The following is a 20232-nucleotide window of genomic DNA, read 5'->3' on the forward strand; positions in this document are numbered from 1 at the left end:
GCTGGGCTTGATGAAAACTACACTAAATTCCGGTCGGGCGATATAAATATTGGGGACAACCGATGCCGTGTCCGGCTGTTCTTGTCCCAAAACTCTCATTTTTTGACAACAGGGCATAGCAATCCCATCATTGTGCCCTGCTTGGTTGTTCGCTGCTGTTTATTTTATTGAAAGACCAGTTGCCTGAACAGTTCCTGGTGTACGAACGCCTTGGAAAAGCGGTAGTACACCTTTCGCTTTGTCGTTTTTATTGTTGCCCCAATTTTCAACAATGATGCCCTAATAGTATCAACCTGCCATTTTTTGGCCGCTTCGAAGCCTGTTTTCTTTATTGCTTCTTTCACAAGTAAAAATATTTCGTAGGACAAGCTGCTGAGGAACAACCGAAAAAAGTTTGGCCAAAAGCCATGGTCGGACAACCTGTCCGAAAAACACATGTTTTTTACCTCTTTGATCCGGTTTTCGCTGGCCTCGCCCCGTTTTACGTAAAACCCAAAATAGATGGACCGGGCATCGGCTTCTTCCATATTGCTGACAATATGCCTGACGTTCAGCCCCTTTCCCGTGCTTTCTATCTTCGAGTAGCATTGTTGTGGTTTGTGCCAGGTGCCTGCTTGATAGGTATAGCTTATAAAATGTTGGTGCTTGGTGTTGTTGGAAACGAACAAATGGCGCACGGCTTTCTCCGCCCTTGCGGTTTTTTTCTTCAGTGTTTCGTTTGCGGCGATGCCAACGGCGAACTTGAGGCCAAAATCATCGGCCAGTTGGTAAAAAGCGGGGCAACTGAAGCCGCTGTCGGCCCGCACAATGATCTTCAGTCCGGGATAGGCGGCCCTTATCTTTTTCAATATCCGCTTTAAAATGGCAACGTACCATTTGTTGGAGTGGCTGTTACCCGGGCGTAGTACCGGGAGGATGATCTGCCCCGTGTCGCCATCGTGGAAAAACAGTTCGTTGTACATGAACTGGCCGTAATAGCCATTGAACATCGACAGTTGCTGTTCGCCATGGGTGGGGTCGTCGGTGCCGTCAATATCGATCACAAGTTGTTCCCTGCCCGCCAGTGTGAGTACATAGCGGTCAACCCACGCATTGCACAAAGCAAATACGGAATGCTTGTCAAAACCGTTCTCGAACCTTGACATGGTGGGCTGTGAGGCCAGTTCCCCTTCAAGGATGTCCTTTAACAGCGGGTCGTTTTTCAGGTACTGGACATCGTTGGCATCTTCGTAGCCCTGTACCATGGTGAACACGCGCTGCTTTAAAAGCTTATCAATGGGGTGGACTATACGAAATGGATCACGACAATCGGGAATCACTTGGCTAAAATAGTGCAATATGCGATGTTTCCTTTCGAGTTTTTCCAGCAGTAGTACGGCCCCGTCAGAACTGACTGCATCTGCTGAAAAATCCATGTTTATTGCTGTCCTGCCTCGGTAAAAAACGGTATCTTTATTGCTCATAAATGGGTGCGTTTAAAAGTGTTGTTGTTTCGTTTAATCTACTTAAAGATAACACTTTGCACCCATTTTATTGTACTCGAGATGAATAATTCGGGATTTATCGCTGCAGATTGAGACTTCAAAAACAGCGAACAAGGTTTGGTATGCCTCACCTGATTATCGCTACGGTTCATCCGAAGAATTGGCATTTACGCAAGAAGGTTCTACACTCACCTGTACCGTTCCGGAGATGCAGTATTGGGGCATGTTGGTGATAGAATATAATTAACAGAAAGGCCAGAGAAACGAATAGAGAATAGGTAAAAAGAGTAGAAGGATCATCGGTTCTTCAGGGGATGTTTTGTGTTTCCGGAACCAAATAATAAGACGAAAAATGATAAAACGAATTATACAAACAGTAGCTTTTGTTCTCCTCTTTGCAGGAATGATAAAAGCTTCAGATGTTATTCATCCGGGAAATTGCCGGAGTTATTCCGTGAATGGAAATACGGCTGTATTTACCTGTGAAAACAGCATCAAAGTGCAGATAAAAGAAGTAGGTCCCGGAATCATCCGAATTTGGTACGATACCGACGATTTTCACCGGAATAACCCATCGTTTGCTGTGGTAGCCGACGAGTCGAACGGAAATCAGCAACTGAATATTTCGGAGCAACCACAACACTACGAAATCTATACCGGTGATTTGATCATCCGGGTACGGAAAGCTCCTTTCCACATCAGTATTTTCGACAAGTATCAGAAGTTATTGATGGATGATTACCAAAACCGGGGCTTTGAGAGCGATTCTACCGGGATGGCCAGTTACATCGGCCTTCGCCCGGGTGAACGCATTTACGGATTGGGTGAAAAAAACGGCCCTATCGACCGCATCGGCCATAACTTTAAAATGTGGAACAGCGACAATCCATGCTACGAGGTCGATAAAGATCCGTTGTACAAAAGCATTCCCTTCTTCATGAGCAGCGAAGGTTACGGCATCTACTTCGACAATACCTTCAAAACTACCTACAATTTCGGCTCTGAATCAGTCGATAACTATTCGTTTGCTACACCGGGTGGAGAAATGATTTATTACTTTATTTACGGTCCTTCCTACAAACAAATTATTAGCCGGTACATGAACCTGACCGGTCATCCCATCATGCCGCCCGATTGGGCACTTGGATTCTCGCAATCGCGCGGTATGCTGACCAATGAAAAGCTCACACGCGAGATTGCCAAAGGCTTCCGGGAACGGAAAATCCCCTGCGATATCATCTTTCAGGACATTGGCTGGACGCAATATTTGCAGGATTTCAATTGGCGAAAGGAGAATTACACCGATCCCGTGAAGATGCTCGGAGATCTCGAATCCGAAGGTTTTAAAATAATTGTTTCGCAGGATCCGGTTGTTTCGCAAAGTAATAAAGTACAATGGACAGAAGCCGATTCTCTCGGGTATTTTGTGAAAGATGTCCGAACCGGAAAATCGTATGATATGCCCTGGCCCTGGGGAGGTAACTGTGGCGTAGTCGATTTCACCAATCCGGCAGTAGCCGACTGGTGGGGCAACTACCAGCAAAAAGTCATCGGCCAGGGCGTTCGTGGCTTTTGGACCGACATGGGCGAACCCGCATGGAGCAACGAAGAGAGTACCGACCGGCTTAATATGAAGCACTACCTGGGCATGCATGCCGAAATCCACAATGTTTTCGGCTTAACCTGGGACAAGGTCGTGACCAAAGAATTTGAAAAGCACAATCCCAACACCCGCATTTTCCAGATGACCCGTTCGGCTTTCGCCGGAATGCAGCGGTACACATTCGGTTGGTCGGGCGATTCAGGTAACGGAGATAATGTAACCGAAGGCTGGAACAAACTGGCCGGACAGATTCCGTTGGCCCTTTCGTCCGGAATGGGCGGGATTCCTTTCTGGAGTTGTGACATATCGGGCTATTGCGGCGATATAACCGACTACCAGGCCGAAGGTGAGCTCTATACCCGTTGGATGCAATTCGGGGTATTTAATCCCATCAGCCGGGCGCATCACGAAGGGAACAATGCGGTGGAGCCCTGGCGCTTTGGTCCGGAAGTAGAAGCCATCTGCAAAAAAGCCATTGAACAGAAATACCAACTCTTCCCATACATTTACTCGTATGCCCGGAAGGCTCACGACACCGGCCTTCCGTTAATGCGCGCCTTGATGCTCGAGTATCCGGATGATCCGGAAACAGCAGGCCTGAACGGTGAATTCCTTTTCGGGAAGGAATTGCTGGTGGCTCCCGTAACGGAAGAAGGTGCCGCATCGAAAAAAGTCTATCTGCCGGAAGGCGAATGGATAGACTTTAAACATCCGGAAACGGTTTATACCGGAAAGCAGTGGATTGATTATCCGGTTTCGCTGGAAACCACGCCTTTGTTTGTCCGCAAAGGTTCCATCATCCCCATGATGCCGGTCATGCAATTCATCAATCAAAATCCGCGATATCCGCTCATCCTGCATGTTTACCCGGCTTCGGTGAATAAGAAAGCCACTTTTTCGGTGTACGAAGATGACGGCGAAAGCAACGACTACAAACGAAACATCTTCGCCGAAAGGAAACTGGTTTGCGGCACGGCCCGCGAAGCTTATTCTATTAATTATTCACTAAAGGTGTCAAACGGTTACAAGGTTACTGCCAGGGAGTTAGTTTATCGCATTTATCTGGAACAGGCACCACATATAATACTCACGCAGGACGGTAAAATGAAGAAGGTGAAAGAAGCCTGGAATCCTTCCGGCAAACATTTCGCGAAACGCGTCCAGTGGTCCTGGGACAAGGATTCACATGTGTGTACCATTTACGTCCCGGCCGACCTAACAGTAGCACACATTACCATCGAAAAATAACGACCAACAGCCTAACAATGAAAGTTAAGCTCTACCGGAAATCAACCGGTGGTTATCAATGCCGTATTCGGAAAACCAAGGGATACTATGAAGATGTTCATGGTAATAAAATTTACCGGAAAGATTTTAAAGGTGTGTACGTTGCCGGCAGTGCTTATCCGTTGAACCGGGACTTCGAGGACCTTCCCAACAACAAACAACTGGAACTCACCGGCCCTGATAGTAACGGAATTTACAGCGTTCAACTGATGTTTAATGCATTCAATCGTGCTCTCACTGGCGATGCTGGAACCGGAAGTGGCCAAAATCAGCCGGGTGAAGAAGGTGAAAGATGGTCACATTATTCAGGATACGGGAACCGGCGGCGCCTGGCCGGTCTCCTCCGACCGTGTGTGGCGTGGTCGCTGGCAGCCTGGGAGATATACAAAACGACCGGTGACAAGAACTGGTTGAAATTAAGCTACGAGATTGTCCGCAACACGAATATAAACGGTGAAGTTAACCGATTCCTGCTCGATGGAATTCAGATGAACAGAACGTGTGGGTAAACCAAGTCATACATCGCCTGACTTTCCAAAGCGAAAGCCGCCTCCCGTTAAGTCAGGAAGTGGCTTTTTTGCTTTGTTTTTCGATACATTATTTCAACGGGTCTGCTCCGAGTGTACCATATAACTCATTGAGATAGGCTTCTGATTGTACATGAGCCAGTTCTTTTCGGGCCGTTTTAAGTTTCGATTCCAGTTCAAGCTTTTGAACGGCTTCTTTCAGGTTTTCCCGGCCTATTGCGTCTTCCAGATAGGCAATGGTTTGATTCCAGAATTTGATATCGCGCTCCTGCTTCACCTTCAGACGGTGCCTGTACCAATCGCTGTTTATCACATATTCCCTGGTAAACAGCTTCCGTATGTCCGGATGTTCACGGTCCTTACCTTCGAATTGCCCTTTCACCATAATCGATAACAGCGCCTGCAATGGAGGGCACAATGCCTCGTAGGTCCCGTCCGTCATCAACCCTTCGGCCACCCGTTTTTGGGTGATGAAAAGGTTTTTCAGCGACTGGACAAATGCCTCCATGTCCTGTAGTTCGGGGCGCAGCATATCCTCTGTAAATACGGCATCCGGTTTGTTGAAGATTCGTCCCAGGAAATGGCGTACAAACTTGATGGTAATCCGGTATCCCAGCAGACTGGCTTCAATGGTCTCACCGTTGTATTCAACATTTTCGACCTTTTCAAGGTACCCGTTTTCAATCAGGTATTTCGGATCACGCTCCTTGACCGACATGCGCGAAATCACTTCCGGCATCAGCAGGCTGATATCGTGATCGACCCTGTACTTCGGTCCAACATAGCCAGCGGCCGATGACAGCGGTTCATAACCCGTCAGAATGTATGACAGCAGGGCATTATTCAGGTCGGAAGCTACCAATAGGTTATTAAAGGGGCCTTTGGTCAAGGCACCTTCCGAACCGAATCCGGTAGTGGATGGCGATTTTCCGGTGACACTGCAGATGAAATCAATGAACAATTCGGGCAGCTCCTGATAGTGCACCGGGCTGTAAATGGCCAGCGGCGGCACCTTGTTTTTCGGATCGGACGGATTGTTGCGGCGCCCCGGAAGGACACTGTTCACCGGCTGGTAAAGAGCTTTGTCCAAAGGTATTCTGCGGTAAATACGCGTACAGGTCTCGGCCAGGTATTTTTCGATCGGATCAACAAAGTCGGGACGTACCTGCAGGTAACGTGGATTTTGTGACGGAACACCGTTTACCAGTCTGGGTTCGGAAGGAACCACCAGGTATTCAGGTTCATCACTAGCCAGGAAATTATTGATTAAATCCTTCACCGGGCGGGAATAGAAATCAAACCCGATGGTATCTTCCTTGATCTCTTTTACCTGTTCGCGCGTCAACGGTTCGAAGTTCGACAGGAATGTATTCGGACTGGCAATATCGCTCTCCGCCTGTTTATCGTATCCTTTAATAATACAATCGTCCGGGCGTTGGAATAACCGCGCCTCGCAATTAGTCACCAGCTTAACACTCGGATTGTCGTAATTCGAATTGAGATAGGACAACCTATCGCTTCTCACAATGATAGAGGCTGTAATATCGTCTTCTACCTGTATTTTTTGTGCCGGATAGAAATCCTGCCGCAGCTGGAAAATTCGCCAGGAGTTATCCAGATCATGGCCCACGCGCAGGTAATTGGAAATCAACTTACGGTTCATGAACTTCAGCTCATTTCCCGGACTACCATTGATTTGGTCGACAGAAAAGTATTCCCGCCAGTACTGGCTCCACTCGTTGTGATATCTTCGTTTGACAATGTAAATCAAATCCTTTATCCGTTGCGGAACCGATTTCAACCAGTCGTTGTATTCATCGGTGTATTCATTGGCCGGTGTCAGCAGTTTGATAACTGAACCCAGCGAGCGGTCCGCATCGAGGATACTGCGGGGCGGCCGTTTGTAATCAACCGGTATTTTGAAGCGGTGAGAGAAATCTTTTTGCATGATCTCTTCCACCATATCCAGATCCCCGGACAGGTCAGAAACAATCACGCTGCCTTGAATCATGGCATCCCGGATGGATTTGGATATCTCCGATTTTCCGCCACCGGAAACCGTGCAGGGTTTGTGGCACAACGTGCCTTCGCCAACCGCTCCGGTCAGGTGCCAGTGATGGCCGTTTAAACGCTTCCGCATTCTTATCCGGTACCCCGAAGGAAGAACGTAGTGATTGGCCGGAAGCAATTTAATGGAATAGGTTGCCTGGTCATTTGTCCAGCTCACCGATTGTTCGAAGATATTGAAGCGCGCGTTCTCCGGTACATAAATAATGTTCGGGTAGTTCTTGTCAGTCCCGTACCCTTCAGGATGAAGGTTCATCATATCGGAATAAAGCGCGGTAAACTCTTTAAATGTCATGGTCGACGGCAACAGACTTTCGTCGAGTACGTACCGTTCTCCCAAATCATAACCGGGATAGGCAATTGCGCCACCCGCGTGTTCTTCTTCCGCCAGGCCGAACAAGTTGGCTGAATAACTGATTTGCGTTTTGACCTCTTTTTTGCAGTATCCAAAATAGTTGTCGGCAATAATGGTCACCACCACTCCCCGTTCGTCACGGGCGGTAATTTTAAACGCGCCGCCATCGTTGTACCGCTCATTTTCGTCCTTCCAGCACATGCCTTCGCGGCGCTGCCGTTCGGTTGCATTATTGTAATGCGGAAGGCCCATATCTTTCTTTTTCACATGGACCAGGTGTGTCGCCATAATAACACAACCGGTATGTCCGGTCCAGCCTTCAGGATCGAGGGCCGCATCATTCTCCGGCAAGTTGGGATCGCCGGCGTTTCCAAAAATGGATTCAACGAAATCGAGGTTGCTAATGAGGCTTCCGGGAGCCAGAAAAAGAACTTCCATCGATTTTTCCTTGGTTACCCCATGAACTTCCGGAACAACAATCGGGCGCAACATCAGGCTCATAAACAATTCTGCCTTATCATCCTGATCCGAGGTAAATGGTAGTTCCATCAAATCCTTTGGCGGGTTCAGGGCTGCTTCGAGCAATTTGGCGAACGTCTCTTTGGGCACCGCCTTTTTGTCATTGGGAATAGGCAACCCGCCTTCGCAAATGTGAAATACCCCTTTGGTTGTTCGCTTATCTCCTTTGGGATTGTGCAAAATGCCTTGTGAGGTCCGGTACGATTTCACCATATCGGTTTCGTAACAATCCTTGCCGGGCGATATGGACATCATGCGGGCCAGACCATGTGTGTCGAGCACAAAAGAATTTCCCGGCAGGGAAATATTTTTTTTCCCCGGAACATCAGCAAAGTAATCGTCCAGGAAGGTTTGAACCCGTTTTTCAATGGGTGATAAATGACTGGCCAACAGCCGCGATTGTTCCTTATAGTTATCCAGTAAAGGAGTGGCTATTTCCAGAAACTGGGCTGAACGTTCATCCTGATAATAGGGAAATCCTTGTGCTGCCAGTTTCAGATTGATATACTGAATCTTCTTTTTCTTGTTGACGGCACGCTTTTCCGCGTCAATACCAACGCCATAAGTCTTTCTCATCGTCAAATCCTTTTATTATTTAGTAATCCGATTTCAAATTTACAAATAAATCATCCATTAAATCCTTACAATATGTACAACCAGCGAGGTTTTCGAAAGTTTTAAAATAGGGATAATATATGGCGATTTGAAAGCATTTAAAACTAGATTTGGCAGCACAATTTTTCAGCTATTTTTTTTTGAGAATGATGAATTGTTAATTAAAATAATAGCGGTAAAATATGACCGGCTGGTGTCTGTGGAAATTATTCTTAGTATTCATCAATTGGGCATATATTGAGCCCGAACTCATGTTCTGTCAAACCCCAAACATATTCCCTGATGCTTATTACTATAATGGGACCACATGAGCAAAATATCAGAAGATTTGCTGAAACAACAAACGCCATAATTTTGCCGAACGTGCAAAATATTATCAACAACATGTCTCAGGATAGTGAGAATATCAATAAAAAGGCAATTTCTGCCATGAGAAAGGGCAAAACAACCCAATTGGGGACTTGTCCTGGCTCAATTGAAGATAAAATTCGACGATAGAATTAATCGTGATATATGACACCTTCATCGAAAAATGTGATGACTATGCAGAGTGACAGACACAGTTGAGTGAACATTCTCGGGGAATCATAAAATCAGCTGATGACGCGGTTTCCCAGCAGTGGGAAAGCTTGAATCCAATCTGCGGCAACGTTTCTCTATTAAGAGAAAGTATGAAAACAGTTGTCGGCAAGGTTTCTCGATCCGAGAAAGTATGAAAACGATTGGCGGCAAGGTTTCTCGCCGCGAGACTGCATGAAAACAGTTGCCGGTATAATATTTCAGGAAGCGAACAGTAGAAACAAGTCTTTCGATATTCCAATAGCTATAAACTAATATGAAAAAGAAAGGATGTTGCAATCATCTTTACAAGCCAGACTTGTAATCAACTGTTTCGTTTGTGTAAAAAACATCTGATAAATTGAATATTTTTGTAACGAAAAGAACCAAAATGATGATCATAAACATGTTTTGAAGATTGAATTTTATTTTAGATAGTTGTAAATTAGTTATCATTTTTCCACTTAAATATAACATTATGAATCTAATCCAAAACTTCAATCTAATCTACCTACGGAACAATGAACATTATCAGTTTATGACCGATGTTAAAACACTTATCGAAGCTGCAACCTCTGAAACATTAGGCATTACAGTGCAATACGCTGCATTTGGGGATGCATTAGGCAGCCTTGATTCGGCCTTACGTGTTGAGCAAGGCAGCAATAAATCAGCCGAGGTATACCAGCTGGATAAACTTCGCGATACGACATGGAGCGCTATCAGAGGCCGGGTAAATGCCACGGTACGCAGTCCGGTCGAAGCCGAGGAAGAAAGTGCCCGCAAGTTAAAACGGGTAATCAGCCTGTATGGCAACATGCGCAAAATGTCATATAACGAAGAGAGCGCCGCACTAACCAATCTGGTTGGCGATTTGCAAAATGAAACCTACAGCCCTCATGTCGATCTAATCGGCATAACCACCTGGGTAGCTATGCTGAAAGAGCAAAACGAACATTTTCAGACGGTGTTGAACCAACGAAACACCGAGTTAGCCGGTCGACTTAACGCAGATGTACGTTCGACCCGCTTGATTATTGATCCGATTTACAAACAAATGGTCAAACGGATTAACGCCACCATCACCCTCGACATGGCTGCCGAAGGTGTGGAGACATTCGTGAATGAGCTGAACGAAAAAATCAAATACTACCAAACCCAACTGGCCATTCGGGCCGGACGCAATAGTAAAGAAGAGGCTGTTGACGAAGAGGTTTGATTTGTTTGGGCCAATCAGAATTGATATTTTCCCATATAAGTTTGATTTTAGGTTAATTAATTTTTTGTCTTAAAACGAGCCGCAACCGGAAATCGGTTGCGGCTCGTTTGTTATTTAAGGATGTGAGATATTCGGGAAAAGAAAATTATTGTCCTGTACATTTTTTTCAACCTACTCCACTGTTTAGTTGTTTAACGGGGAAAACAGACTGAAAAGAGATTATTAAACCATTCAATAAAAAAAGAAACAATGGCAAAATTGGTGTTGGTCCGTCACGGACAATCCCTTTGGAACAAGAAAAACGTATTTACCGGCTGGGTAGACGTCCCGCTGTCGACTGTCGGAATTGAAGAAGCGCTGAAAGCCGGTGAGACGCTGGCCGATATGGAATTCGACGTAGTCTACACTTCGGTACAGGTTCGTGCCCTCGAAACAGCCATGATTGCAATGGCCAAAAACAAAAGCGAAAAAACACCGGTAGTGGTTCATCCTGATGGTAAGATGAGCGAATGGGGCGTAATCTACAGCGAAGAAATGAATAAAAATGTCATCCCGGTTTACCGTGACTGGCACCTGAACGAACGGTACTACGGCGAATTGCAGGGCATGAACAAAGCTGAAACCGCAAAAACATACGGCGACGAGCAAGTTCATATCTGGAGAAGAAGTTACGATGTTCCGCCGCCAAACGGCGAATGCCTGCAGGACACGGCCGAGCGGACCATCCCCTTCTTCAGGGAAAACATTCTGAAACAACTGAAAGAAGGCAAAAACGTGTTGGTTTCAGCTCACGGAAACAGCCTGCGTTCCATTGTAATGTACATCGAAAACCTTTCGAAGGAGGAAGTTCTGCAACTGGAAATTCCTACCGGCGTTCCGTTGCTCTTCAGCTACGAGGACGATAAACTTATCCGGGAATAATTACCCTTTCTGAACTTCTGGAAAAAAAGAAGTTGCCGCATACGAAGACCATTGTTTTCGCCATGTTTAGAATTCAACTTTTGATTTTTTAACAAAAGATTCTATATTTGCACCGCCTTTGAAAAACAAGGGTACTACAAGGATGACTGAGTAGCTCAGCTGGTAGAGCAACGCCCTTTTAAGGCGTGGGTCCTGGGTCCGAGCCCCAGCTCAGTCACTTTCAGAAAAGCCTCTTCTATCGGGAGGCTTTTTTGTTTCTCTCCTACTTTAAATCGCGAAAACGGGGCCACATCTATTATCATAATTTTCATTACTTTTTACTAAACGAAAATCCAACCAGCAAATACATTCCGTCCGAAACTTTATTAAACAGTTTCAAAAGGCATATAACCATCAGTACTACAACAAAATATAATGAATAATCCGTTCATCTCAGACGAAGAAGGGGGCCTTATACCCCAAAGTGTAAAAAAATGTTTCATTTAACCTGTAATTTAGAATAATTCTTTGATTGGTTTTTATAGGAAAGTATATCAGTGATTTATGTCATGCCTTATTTAGAATAAGTTCAATTTAATGAAAAGAACCCCTCCTTTTGTTTGTTAATACCAAAAACTTAGGATAATTTTGATAGTATGTTTGATCAACCAAACACGCATTCTAGTCAGTCAACACGAACTTTAATCATCAAAAACCATGACACAGATTCAATTTCAAAACACTTTAATCAGTCTGGAAGACCGGCTGTATCATTTTGCCCTAAGTTTAACAAGCGACCCGGAAAAAGCACAGGATTTGCTTCAGGAAACTTATCTGAAAGCGCTTACCTATCGTGATAAGTTCCGCACGAATACCAATTTCAAAGCCTGGATTTACACCATTATGAAGAACACGTTCATTAATGACTATAGGCGCAACGTAAAGGCAAAAAAAACATTTGATTCAGCCAACAATAACTTTCATCTTTCCCTTTCCAAGGATGTTCATTATCCGGCCCCCGATTCTATTCATGCAGAGAAGGAGATTTACAAGAAAATTGACATGCTCGAGAAAGAATTCAGAGAGCCTTTCCAGATGTTTCTGAGCGGGTACAAATACAAAGAAATCGCTGAAAAACTAAACCTACCGTTAGGTACGGTTAAAAGTCGCATTTTCTTTACCCGTAAAAAGCTCAGTAAGTGGTTAAAAGATTATGCCGTTTAATTAGCTGAAAAATAAATCTTCAATTTTTCTTTGAGGCCCGGTTAACAATTGTTTTTCCGGGCTTTTTTGTGTTCATGCCAGCTAATCATTAACTTTGATCATCAAAAAAATACACAATATGACCAACATTGCAGTACACCTTGCCGAGGGATTTGAAGAGATTGAAGCTATCAGCATTATTGATGTTCTCAGGCGTGCCCGTTTAGATGTGACAACTGTTTCCGTTACAGGAAAGAAAGAGGTAAAGGGTAATCACAACATCCCGGTTATTGCAGACAAACTATTCGAAGAAGTCAATTACAATAATGTTGAAATGATTGTTCTGCCTGGAGGTATGCCAGGTGCACGCCATTTAAACGAACATGAAGGGCTTAAGAAACAAATCAAAGCCTTTGCCGACGAAGATAAGCCTATGGGAGCTATTTGTGCTGCGCCCCTTGTTTTGGGGGAATTAGGACTTCTTGAAGGCAAGAAAGCTGTTTGTTACCCCGGATATGAAAAGTACCTGAAGGGTGCAACCATCCTGGAAGAACCGACGTTGCAATGTGAAAATATCATCATGGGAAGAGGCGCCGGCGTTGCCATTAAATTCGCACTGAAAATTGTTGAATACCTGGAAGACAAAAAAGTAGCAGAGAAGCTGGCGGAAGACATGCTTGTTGAATAAACCCGAAATCAGAGATTATTTGCAGAATACAAATGGCATCTCATCCGGGGTGCCATCGTCATATCTACTTCCTCTCATAAGTTAAATAATTGTAATAAACACAAAATGCTATTTAACATTTTTCTCAATCTCCTTCCTTTTATTAATTTTCGGGCGATTTGTATCTCAACTTTTATCCTATCAATACGAAACGCACCATGTTAAATCCTCACCAAAAACTTTCCAATGCCCAGCTTGCGGCATTGCTTATCCTTCGTGTGGTGATCGGCTGGCATTTTCTCTATGAAGGTATTACCAAGCTCCTGAACCCCAACTGGACTTCTGTTGGCTATTTAATGGATTCCAAAGGATTTTTATCCGGGTTTTATCACTCACTGGCAGCTTCCCCAAAATTACTTCCGGTTATCGACGCTTTAAACGAATGGGGGCTTGTCCTTATCGGCGTAGCATTGATAATGGGCCTGTTTACCCGTTGGGCCATTTACGGAGGCATGTTGTTACTGGCCATGTATTATTTCTCTCATCCACCTTTCATCGGATTAACGTACGCCCTTCCTTCCGAAGGAAGTTACCTCTTCATCGATAAGGTGGCCATCGAATTTTTTGCTATGTGGGCATTATCCCTTTTTCCTACCGGGAAAATTATTGGGTTCGATCGGTTGCTGGTTAAAACAAAGTAAAATTTAATTATTTGAGAGGAACGAGAAATGAGTGATAAAAAGCAAAATCAGGAACACACAGAACAGAACGAGAATAAAAAGAATGTAGGACGCCGCGACGTGATTAAAAGTCTGGCAACAGTTCCCGTTTTGGGTGCTTTTGCCTACGGTGTTTACAAAAAGAAACAATACGATCGCCTGCTGAGTAGTTCAATTACCGATGAAGTAGGTATGGGTTATGAAGAGCCGGCCGCCACTCCCCCTTCGGACCTTAGCGGAAAACCGCTTCGCGTTGGATTGATCGGATACGGTATCCGTGGGAAAATGCTGGCTAAAGCGTTAGGCTTTGCCCATCCTACGATGGTAGACGAGTGGAAAGAAGGCGCCATGAATAATAAAGGGGATAAACGGTACGAGGAATTTCTTCAGCAGGAAAACCTCGGAATTCAGATTACTGCTGTTTGCGATATCTTCAACACTTATGAAAAAATGTGTGCCGAAGCCGGCGCCAATGTTAACCGCGAAGGAACCGGTGGAAACATGGGGCCAATGCCTAAAATATTTAAGAATTACAAAGAGCTTTGTGCTGCTCCCGATATAGATGCCGTTGTTATTGCTGCCCCTGATCACTGGCACGGTCCGATGACCATTGAAGCAGCGAAAAATGGCATACATGTTTACTGCGAAAAACCCATGACCTGGACGGTTGAAGAAACTTATGAGGTCAGGAAGGCAGTAAAAGAGAGTGGAATAACTTTCCAGCTCGGCCACCAGGGACGGCAGACTGATAGTTACCAGAAAGCCAAAGAAGCCATCGAAAAAGGCGTACTGGGGCCAATTAACCTGGTTGAAGTAACCACCAACCGGAATACGCCAAATGGTGCCTGGGTGTATCCAATACATAAAGACGCCAATCCTGGAACCATCGACTGGGAGCAATTTATCGGGCCAGCGCCATGGCATGAATTCAGTCTCGAGCGTTTTTTCCGCTGGCGTTGTTGGTGGGATTACAGCACCGGCTTGTCAGGCGACTTGCTTACACATGAATACGATGCCATCAACCAAATCATGAATGTTGGCATTCCGGATTCAGCCATGTCAACCGGGGGAATTTATTTCTATAAAGACGGACGGACGGTACCGGATGTGTTGCATACCGTGTTTGAATTCCCAAAACAGGATTTATCACTGGTTTACAGTGCCACTCTCTCCAGTCAGCATCAACGCGGAAAAGTAGTGATGGGGCACGATGCCTGGATGGAGCTCGGACAAACCCTCACCATCAATGCCGACGTTGAGTCAACCAAATACGCCGACAAGATCAAGAAAGGGATCATCGATCCGGAACTGCCTATTTATTCTTATATTCCCGGCAGGAAAAATGCAGATGCCGTTACGTCGGCTACCGAAAAGTATTTTGCCGGTCGAGGTCTGTTATACACTTACAGAGGTGGCAAACGAGTAGATACAACGCACCTGCACATGAAAGAGTGGGTCGACTGCATCCGCGACGGGAAACAGCCCAGTTGCAATATTGATCAGGGTTTCGAAGAAGCCATTACGGCACACATGGGAACACTTTCATATAAGCATAATAAAAAAGTGTTCTGGGATGCTGAAAATGAAAAAATCATCGTGTAAATTTACATTCTATCTAACATTATAAACCGATAAAAATGGGAACAAGACGCGATTTTCTTAAAAAATCAGCCATGCTCACAACCGCTGCAATGGTGGCTCCCACAGCTCTTTCATCCTGTGGTAAAAAGCAAAAAGAAATTGGCTTACAGGTTTACACTGTACGCGATCAGCTAAATGACGATCTGGAAGGCACACTAAAAAAAGTTGCTGAAACAGGATACAATTCGGTTGAAGCCGCCGGTTTCGGTAATGGCCGTTTTTATGGAAAAGAACCGAAGGAATTTACCAGGATGCTCAATGATATGGGCATGAAGTTCATGTCGAGCCATACCGTATTCGAACCGGATGTAGCTGATGAGGTTTGTTCCGCTCACGCCGAAGCTGGTTGCAAGTACATTGTTTACCCTTATCTGTCTGGTGAGTTCCGCGAAAACCTCGATGGATACAAGAATACGGCTGACAAACTCAATACGCTGGGACAATTTGCCAAAAAACACGGCCTTCAGTTTGCCTATCACAACCACAATTTCGAGTTCGAGCCCATGGAAGGCCAAATTCCAATGGATGTATTGCTCAGCAATACCGATCCGAACCTGGTAAAAAGTGAGTTGGATTTATACTGGATTACCAAAGGTGGCCACACGCCGATTGAATATTTCGATAAATTTCCCGGCCGTTTCGAACTCTGGCATGTAAAAGACATGGATAACACTCCGGAACAATTTTTTGCAGCTGTAGGTACCGGAACAATTGATTTTAAACCGATATTTGATGCGCGCGAAAAAGCAGGAATGAAACATTTCTTTGTGGAAGAAGATCGTTGCAAAGGCGATATTTGGGAAGATTTGAATACCAGCTTTACGTTTTTGAATAACGCAAGTTTTGTATAACGAAATAAGGTCCCGCCGGATTTATTTAAATCCTTCTACTCACCTTACAAAAAAACAAAAAGCCCGGCGGGGCTTTTTTTGCTTTTAAAGCTTGTTACAGGCTGTCCAACCTGTTTAACTGTGTTTTTGGATATGATTCATCGGGTTTCAGGGCGAGCGCTTTCTTATAGTAAAAACGGGCAACTGAAATGTCTTTTTGGCCGAACGCCTCATCAGCCTTTTTCACAAAAGAACGGAATTGGGTTTCTTCTTCTGAAGCGTGTTTTTGTTGGACCGCTTTCTTAACTTCAACCAGCTGCCTTTTGGGGTAGTCCTCTCCTCCTTTAATCTTCAGCGCCTGATGATAATAGAATTTTGCCAACGTGAATTCAGCGGTTTTCAGACTCGCATCCGCCTTGCTGATAAAATCCTGATATTGCTTTTCTCTTTTGGCCAGCAACTCCGATTCTATCGCTTTATCACATAAATCAACCTGCTTTTGCGGATATTTTTCCGAAGGTTTGTACTTCTGTGCTTCGTAATAAAAGAAACGGGCAACTGTCCACATTGATTCGGCGTAAGCGGCATCCGCTTTTTTGATATTGTTCAGATACAAATCCTCTACTACACCAATATAATGGAAACTCGCAGTGTCTTTTTGTTCCTGATACGTCGAACGGTTCTGTGCTTGCTCAGCCAACTGTTTTTCCTTTGCAGCCTGCTCTTTTTCAGCCAAAGCGTGCTTTATTTTTTCTAGCATCGTAGCCGGATAAGTTGCACCGGGTTGTAATTGCAACGCTTCATTAAAAGCAGCAATGGAGCTATTGTATTGTTTCAATCCAAATAAACTATCACCTTTTGCTATTGCAGAAGAAAAACGGCGTTGTTCTACTTTGGCTTCAGCCTGTTTTTGGCGGGCTTCGGCCAAAGCTTTCTGTTTGGCCGCCTCCTCCGCAGCTTGCCTTTGTGCGGCAATAGCAGCTTTAATTTTGTTCAACATCTCCTGCGGATGTTTTGCCACGGGCTGCAACTGTAATGCTTGATTAAAAGCGGTTGTCGCATCAGGATAAGATTTAACGGCAAACAAGCTGTCTCCTTTCGAAACAACCTGCTCAAATTGTTTTTGACGGGCTTCGGCCAAAGCTTTCTGTTTGGCCGCTTCCTCCGCAGCTTGCCTTTGTGCGGCAATGGCAGCTTTAATTTTGTTCAACATCTCCTGCGGATGTTTTGCAACGGGCTGCAACTGTAATGCTTGATTAAAAGCGGTTGTCGCATCAGGATAAGATTTAACGGCAAACAAGCTGTCTCCTTTCGAAACAACCTGCTCAAATTGTTTTTGACGGGCTTCGGCCAAAGCTTTCTGTTTGGCCGCTTCCTCCGCAGCTTGCCTTTGTGCGGCAATGGCAGCTTTAATTTTGTTCAACATCTCTTTAGGATGCTGCGCATCCGGTTGTAATTTCAGGGCCTTATTGTATATATTCAGGGCCTCCTGGAATGCCTTACTGGCAACCTTTTCCTCTCCTTCGGCCATTAGCTGTTTAAATTCTTCATTCTGCTTTGCCTGCTCTTCTTTCAGTTTAATTTGTTCGCCAAGCAATTTAATCTTGTCCTTAACAAAATTATCGTTCGGCTTTAAATCGGCAGCCTGTTGATATACGGCAATAGCTTCCGCCAATTTTTCAGCTTCTTCGAGCGTTTTGGCCAGATCCAGTTTCTTCTGATAAGATTTGTCGGCAAGTTTGGTCTTTTCGTCATCAATCTCCTGACGTATTTGCATATCGTTGAAGTACGATTCCGAATCGAAATTATCCACTTTAGCCGAATAGAATATTTTCCCGACTGGCTTTTTTGAAAACGCCGGATCGATTTCCGGCACCACCTTAAATAATGTGACGACAAACTGGATCGGTGGAAAATAAGGGTCGCGCTCCAATACTTTTTCCGGGATAACCGTTGTTACAATCAACATCTTCGGATAAAAACCACTTTTTCGGAAAAATAGCTGGTAATTATACTGATACGGTAATTCAAAATCAAATTTTCCTGCTGTCGTTACGTTTATCTTTTTCTCAATTTTATTATTGTCGGTATTGAGTACTTCAATGGTTGCCCCGTCAAATCGGCCTTCATCTAACCGCACTTTTCCACCAACTTCTAATATTTGTGGTTTCTTTTTTTGAGCATAGGCAGACGGGGATGATAAAAACACCACTCCCAAAGACAAAGTAATCAGAACATTACGCAACGAAATATAGGTAGTATCCATAAATACGGCAAAATCTGATAATAGATGAAACATAAAAGTAAGCAAAACTTTAATTCTACATAACAAAATATTATCGGGGATTTGAACTTCTGGTATCTTTTAAACATCAGGAAAAAACACACTAAATAAGTAAAAATACCTTTTCTTTGTAACGGGAATTTGCAGGAGATATTATATTCCTGAGACCTAATATTCTAACCATTAACTAATTTTTTTCGATTTTGGTTCAAGCACAAGAAGACCTAAATAAACCGGCTTTGTGGCAGGCATTTCTTCCGATTATCTTTCTGATAACGCTTCTCAGCGCGAATGTCTGGTTTTTCGAAGACACATTGGCTGGCGCGAACCAGATTGCCCTATTACTTTCGGCTGCTATTGCAGGTCTCATTTGTCACAGGCTGAAGCGAAGCTGGACAACCATACAAAAACAGGTCATAGAGAATATCAGCTCAGCAATGCCATCAATGCTTATCCTGCTGCTCATTGGTTCACTTGCCGGAACCTGGATGATTAGTGGCGTGGTCCCTGCAATGATTTTTTATGGCCTGGATATTATCTCTCCCAAATTATTCCTCTTCTCCGCAGTGGTCGTATCGGCTATTGTTTCGGTTGCTACCGGAAGTTCATGGTCTACGGTTGCAACCATTGGCGTGGCATTGTTAGGTATTGGCAAAACACTGGGATTTAGCGAACCGGTTGTAGCCGGCGCCATTATCAGTGGAGCCTATTTCGGCGACAAGATGTCTCCCCTCTCCGATACGACGAATCTGGCTCCTGCCATGGCTGGCACCGATATCTTTACGCACATCCGGTACATGATGTATACCACGGTCCCCACCATGACCATTACGCTCATTATTTTCCTCATCATGGGAATCACTCACGACTTTACCCAAATTACCATTAATGTTGACGATGTAAAGACAGCCATTGAAGGAACCTTCAACACAACGCCATTACTCTTTATCGTGCCAATAACTTTGCTGGTCATCATTATTCGGAAAATGCCTGCCTTGCCCGCTCTTTTTATTGGAACCATGCTGGGCGCCCTGTTTGCAGTCATATTTCAACCGCAAATCATTCAAAGCGTTTCCGGCGAATCAGGCATTTACCTGAAAGATGCTTATATCGCTGTGATGCAATCGATGTTTGGCGATATTAGCTTAACCACCCGGGACGCGGCAGTAAATGAGCTTTTGCACACCTCCGGGATGAGTGGAATGCTGGACACTATCTGGTTAATCTTATCCGCCATGGTTTTTGGGGGTGTGATGGAAGCAGGCGGTTTGTTGAATCGCATTACCAATGAGATTCTGAAGTTTGCCCACAGCACAGGTTCGTTGGTATTCTCCACCGTCAGCAGCTGTATATTTTTCAACTTTACTGCTTCCGATCAATACCTGGCCATCGTAGTTCCGGGGCGCATGTTTTCGCAAACCTACCGGGAAAACGGTCTTAAGCCTGAACTACTCAGCCGAACACTCGAAGATTCGGGTACGGTTGTTTCTGTACTGATTCCCTGGAATACATGCGGTGCGACGCAGTCACGGGTTCTGGGCGTTCCTACGCTGGCCTATCTGCCTTATGCATTTTTCAACCTGATCAGCCCGGTGATGACAATTCTGGTGGCTTATCTCAACTTTAAAATACGGAGGTATTCACCCGAAGAACTCAAGGAAGAAGGAATTGAGTTGACTGGTAAGATAATACAATAATAAACTACAAGTTAGCCGGAGAGAAAAAAGGCTGCACTAAATGATGCAGCCTTTTTC

At 44.7% G+C, this 20232-nt stretch carries 15 protein-coding genes and 1 tRNA gene; 12 read left to right on the forward strand and 4 right to left on the reverse strand.

The genetic code is table 11. The features are described from left to right. Positions 1-164 precede the first annotated feature (164 nt). Complete coding sequence (locus GJU82_RS04355) at positions 165-1463, reverse strand: IS1380 family transposase (RefSeq protein WP_153631026.1); 1299 nt, start codon at positions 1461-1463, stop codon at positions 165-167. An 88-nt stretch (positions 1464-1551) separates the two neighbouring features. Here GJU82_RS04355 and GJU82_RS17890 point away from each other — a divergent pair, with 88 nt between their 5' ends. The 3 genes from GJU82_RS17890 (at position 1552) to GJU82_RS04370 (ending at position 4883) form a co-directional block, all read left to right on the forward strand. Further along, positions 1552-1731, forward strand: a complete 180-nt coding sequence (locus GJU82_RS17890) for a glycoside hydrolase family 66 protein (protein WP_373921452.1) — start codon at positions 1552-1554, stop codon at positions 1729-1731. 105 nt (positions 1732-1836) lie between these two features. Continuing rightward, entirely contained in the window at positions 1837-4335 is a 2499-nt protein-coding gene (locus tag GJU82_RS04365) for a glycoside hydrolase family 31 protein (RefSeq protein WP_228488565.1), read from the forward strand. A gap of 17 nt (positions 4336-4352) precedes the next feature. Beyond that, positions 4353-4883: a hypothetical protein gene (locus GJU82_RS04370; RefSeq protein WP_153631027.1), complete on the forward strand. Its 531-nt coding sequence runs from the start codon at positions 4353-4355 to the stop codon at positions 4881-4883. Positions 4884-4971: 88 nt separating this feature from the next. On the opposite strand, the gene GJU82_RS04375 is transcribed toward GJU82_RS04370, so the two are convergent. Further along, the gene (locus tag GJU82_RS04375) at positions 4972-8418 is read right to left on the reverse strand and encodes a hypothetical protein (protein ID WP_153631028.1); all 3447 of its coding nucleotides are present in this window, start codon (positions 8416-8418) and stop codon (positions 4972-4974) included. A gap of 288 nt (positions 8419-8706) precedes the next feature. Further along, complete coding sequence (locus GJU82_RS17895) at positions 8707-8766, reverse strand: DUF2971 domain-containing protein (protein ID WP_373921453.1); 60 nt, start codon at positions 8764-8766, stop codon at positions 8707-8709. A gap of 727 nt (positions 8767-9493) precedes the next feature. Here GJU82_RS17895 and GJU82_RS04385 point away from each other — a divergent pair. The 8 genes from GJU82_RS04385 (at position 9494) to GJU82_RS04420 (ending at position 16215) form a co-directional block, all read left to right on the forward strand. Then, positions 9494-10234, forward strand: coding sequence for a DUF6261 family protein (locus GJU82_RS04385; protein WP_153631030.1), 741 nt, complete (start codon positions 9494-9496; stop codon positions 10232-10234). Positions 10235-10483: 249 nt separating this feature from the next. After that, a complete protein-coding gene (locus GJU82_RS04390) occupies positions 10484-11155 on the forward strand; it encodes a 2,3-bisphosphoglycerate-dependent phosphoglycerate mutase (RefSeq protein ID WP_153631031.1) in 672 nt (223 codons plus the stop codon). A 144-nt stretch (positions 11156-11299) separates the two neighbouring features. After that, positions 11300-11372, forward strand: a tRNA-Lys gene (locus GJU82_RS04395). A gap of 479 nt (positions 11373-11851) precedes the next feature. Next, positions 11852-12358, forward strand: a complete 507-nt coding sequence (locus GJU82_RS04400) for an RNA polymerase sigma factor (RefSeq protein WP_153631032.1) — start codon at positions 11852-11854, stop codon at positions 12356-12358. Between the two features lie 118 nt (positions 12359-12476). Then, positions 12477-13025, forward strand: coding sequence for a DJ-1 family glyoxalase III (locus GJU82_RS04405; RefSeq protein WP_153631033.1), 549 nt, complete (start codon positions 12477-12479; stop codon positions 13023-13025). Between the two features lie 197 nt (positions 13026-13222). Next, positions 13223-13705 (forward strand): DoxX family protein, encoded by a 483-nt coding sequence (locus GJU82_RS04410; protein WP_153631034.1) that lies wholly within the window; start codon positions 13223-13225, stop codon positions 13703-13705. A gap of 27 nt (positions 13706-13732) precedes the next feature. Next, entirely contained in the window at positions 13733-15325 is a 1593-nt protein-coding gene (locus GJU82_RS04415) for a Gfo/Idh/MocA family protein (protein WP_153631035.1), read from the forward strand. A gap of 35 nt (positions 15326-15360) precedes the next feature. Further along, positions 15361-16215, forward strand: a complete 855-nt coding sequence (locus GJU82_RS04420; RefSeq protein ID WP_153631036.1) for a TIM barrel protein — start codon at positions 15361-15363, stop codon at positions 16213-16215. A gap of 94 nt (positions 16216-16309) precedes the next feature. Here GJU82_RS04420 and GJU82_RS04425 read toward each other — a convergent pair whose 3' ends face one another. Next, the gene (locus tag GJU82_RS04425) at positions 16310-18493 is read right to left on the reverse strand and encodes a hypothetical protein (protein ID WP_153631037.1); all 2184 of its coding nucleotides are present in this window, start codon (positions 18491-18493) and stop codon (positions 16310-16312) included. Between the two features lie 188 nt (positions 18494-18681). Between GJU82_RS04425 and nhaC the strand changes: the two genes are divergently transcribed. After that, positions 18682-20175 (forward strand): Na+/H+ antiporter NhaC, encoded by a 1494-nt coding sequence (nhaC, locus tag GJU82_RS04430; protein WP_153631038.1) that lies wholly within the window; start codon positions 18682-18684, stop codon positions 20173-20175. Positions 20176-20232 lie beyond the last annotated feature (57 nt).

The sequence above is a fragment of the Prolixibacter sp. SD074 genome, from assembly GCF_009617895.1.
Classification (GTDB): domain Bacteria; phylum Bacteroidota; class Bacteroidia; order Bacteroidales; family Prolixibacteraceae; genus Prolixibacter.

Coding starts and splice junctions, on each gene's coding strand:
- GJU82_RS04355 (WP_153631026.1), bottom strand. CDS start 1,463: ATGAGCAATAAAGATACCGTTTTTTACCGAGGCAGGACAGCAATAAAC.
- GJU82_RS04365 (WP_228488565.1), top strand. CDS start 1,837: ATGATAAAACGAATTATACAAACAGTAGCTTTTGTTCTCCTCTTTGCA.
- GJU82_RS04370 (WP_153631027.1), top strand. CDS start 4,353: ATGAAAGTTAAGCTCTACCGGAAATCAACCGGTGGTTATCAATGCCGT.
- GJU82_RS04375 (WP_153631028.1), bottom strand. CDS start 8,418: ATGAGAAAGACTTATGGCGTTGGTATTGACGCGGAAAAGCGTGCCGTC.
- GJU82_RS04385 (WP_153631030.1), top strand. CDS start 9,494: ATGAATCTAATCCAAAACTTCAATCTAATCTACCTACGGAACAATGAA.
- GJU82_RS04390 (WP_153631031.1), top strand. CDS start 10,484: ATGGCAAAATTGGTGTTGGTCCGTCACGGACAATCCCTTTGGAACAAG.
- GJU82_RS04400 (WP_153631032.1), top strand. CDS start 11,852: ATGACACAGATTCAATTTCAAAACACTTTAATCAGTCTGGAAGACCGG.
- GJU82_RS04405 (WP_153631033.1), top strand. CDS start 12,477: ATGACCAACATTGCAGTACACCTTGCCGAGGGATTTGAAGAGATTGAA.
- GJU82_RS04410 (WP_153631034.1), top strand. CDS start 13,223: ATGTTAAATCCTCACCAAAAACTTTCCAATGCCCAGCTTGCGGCATTG.
- GJU82_RS04415 (WP_153631035.1), top strand. CDS start 13,733: ATGAGTGATAAAAAGCAAAATCAGGAACACACAGAACAGAACGAGAAT.
- GJU82_RS04420 (WP_153631036.1), top strand. CDS start 15,361: ATGGGAACAAGACGCGATTTTCTTAAAAAATCAGCCATGCTCACAACC.
- GJU82_RS04425 (WP_153631037.1), bottom strand. CDS start 18,493: ATGTTTCATCTATTATCAGATTTTGCCGTATTTATGGATACTACCTAT.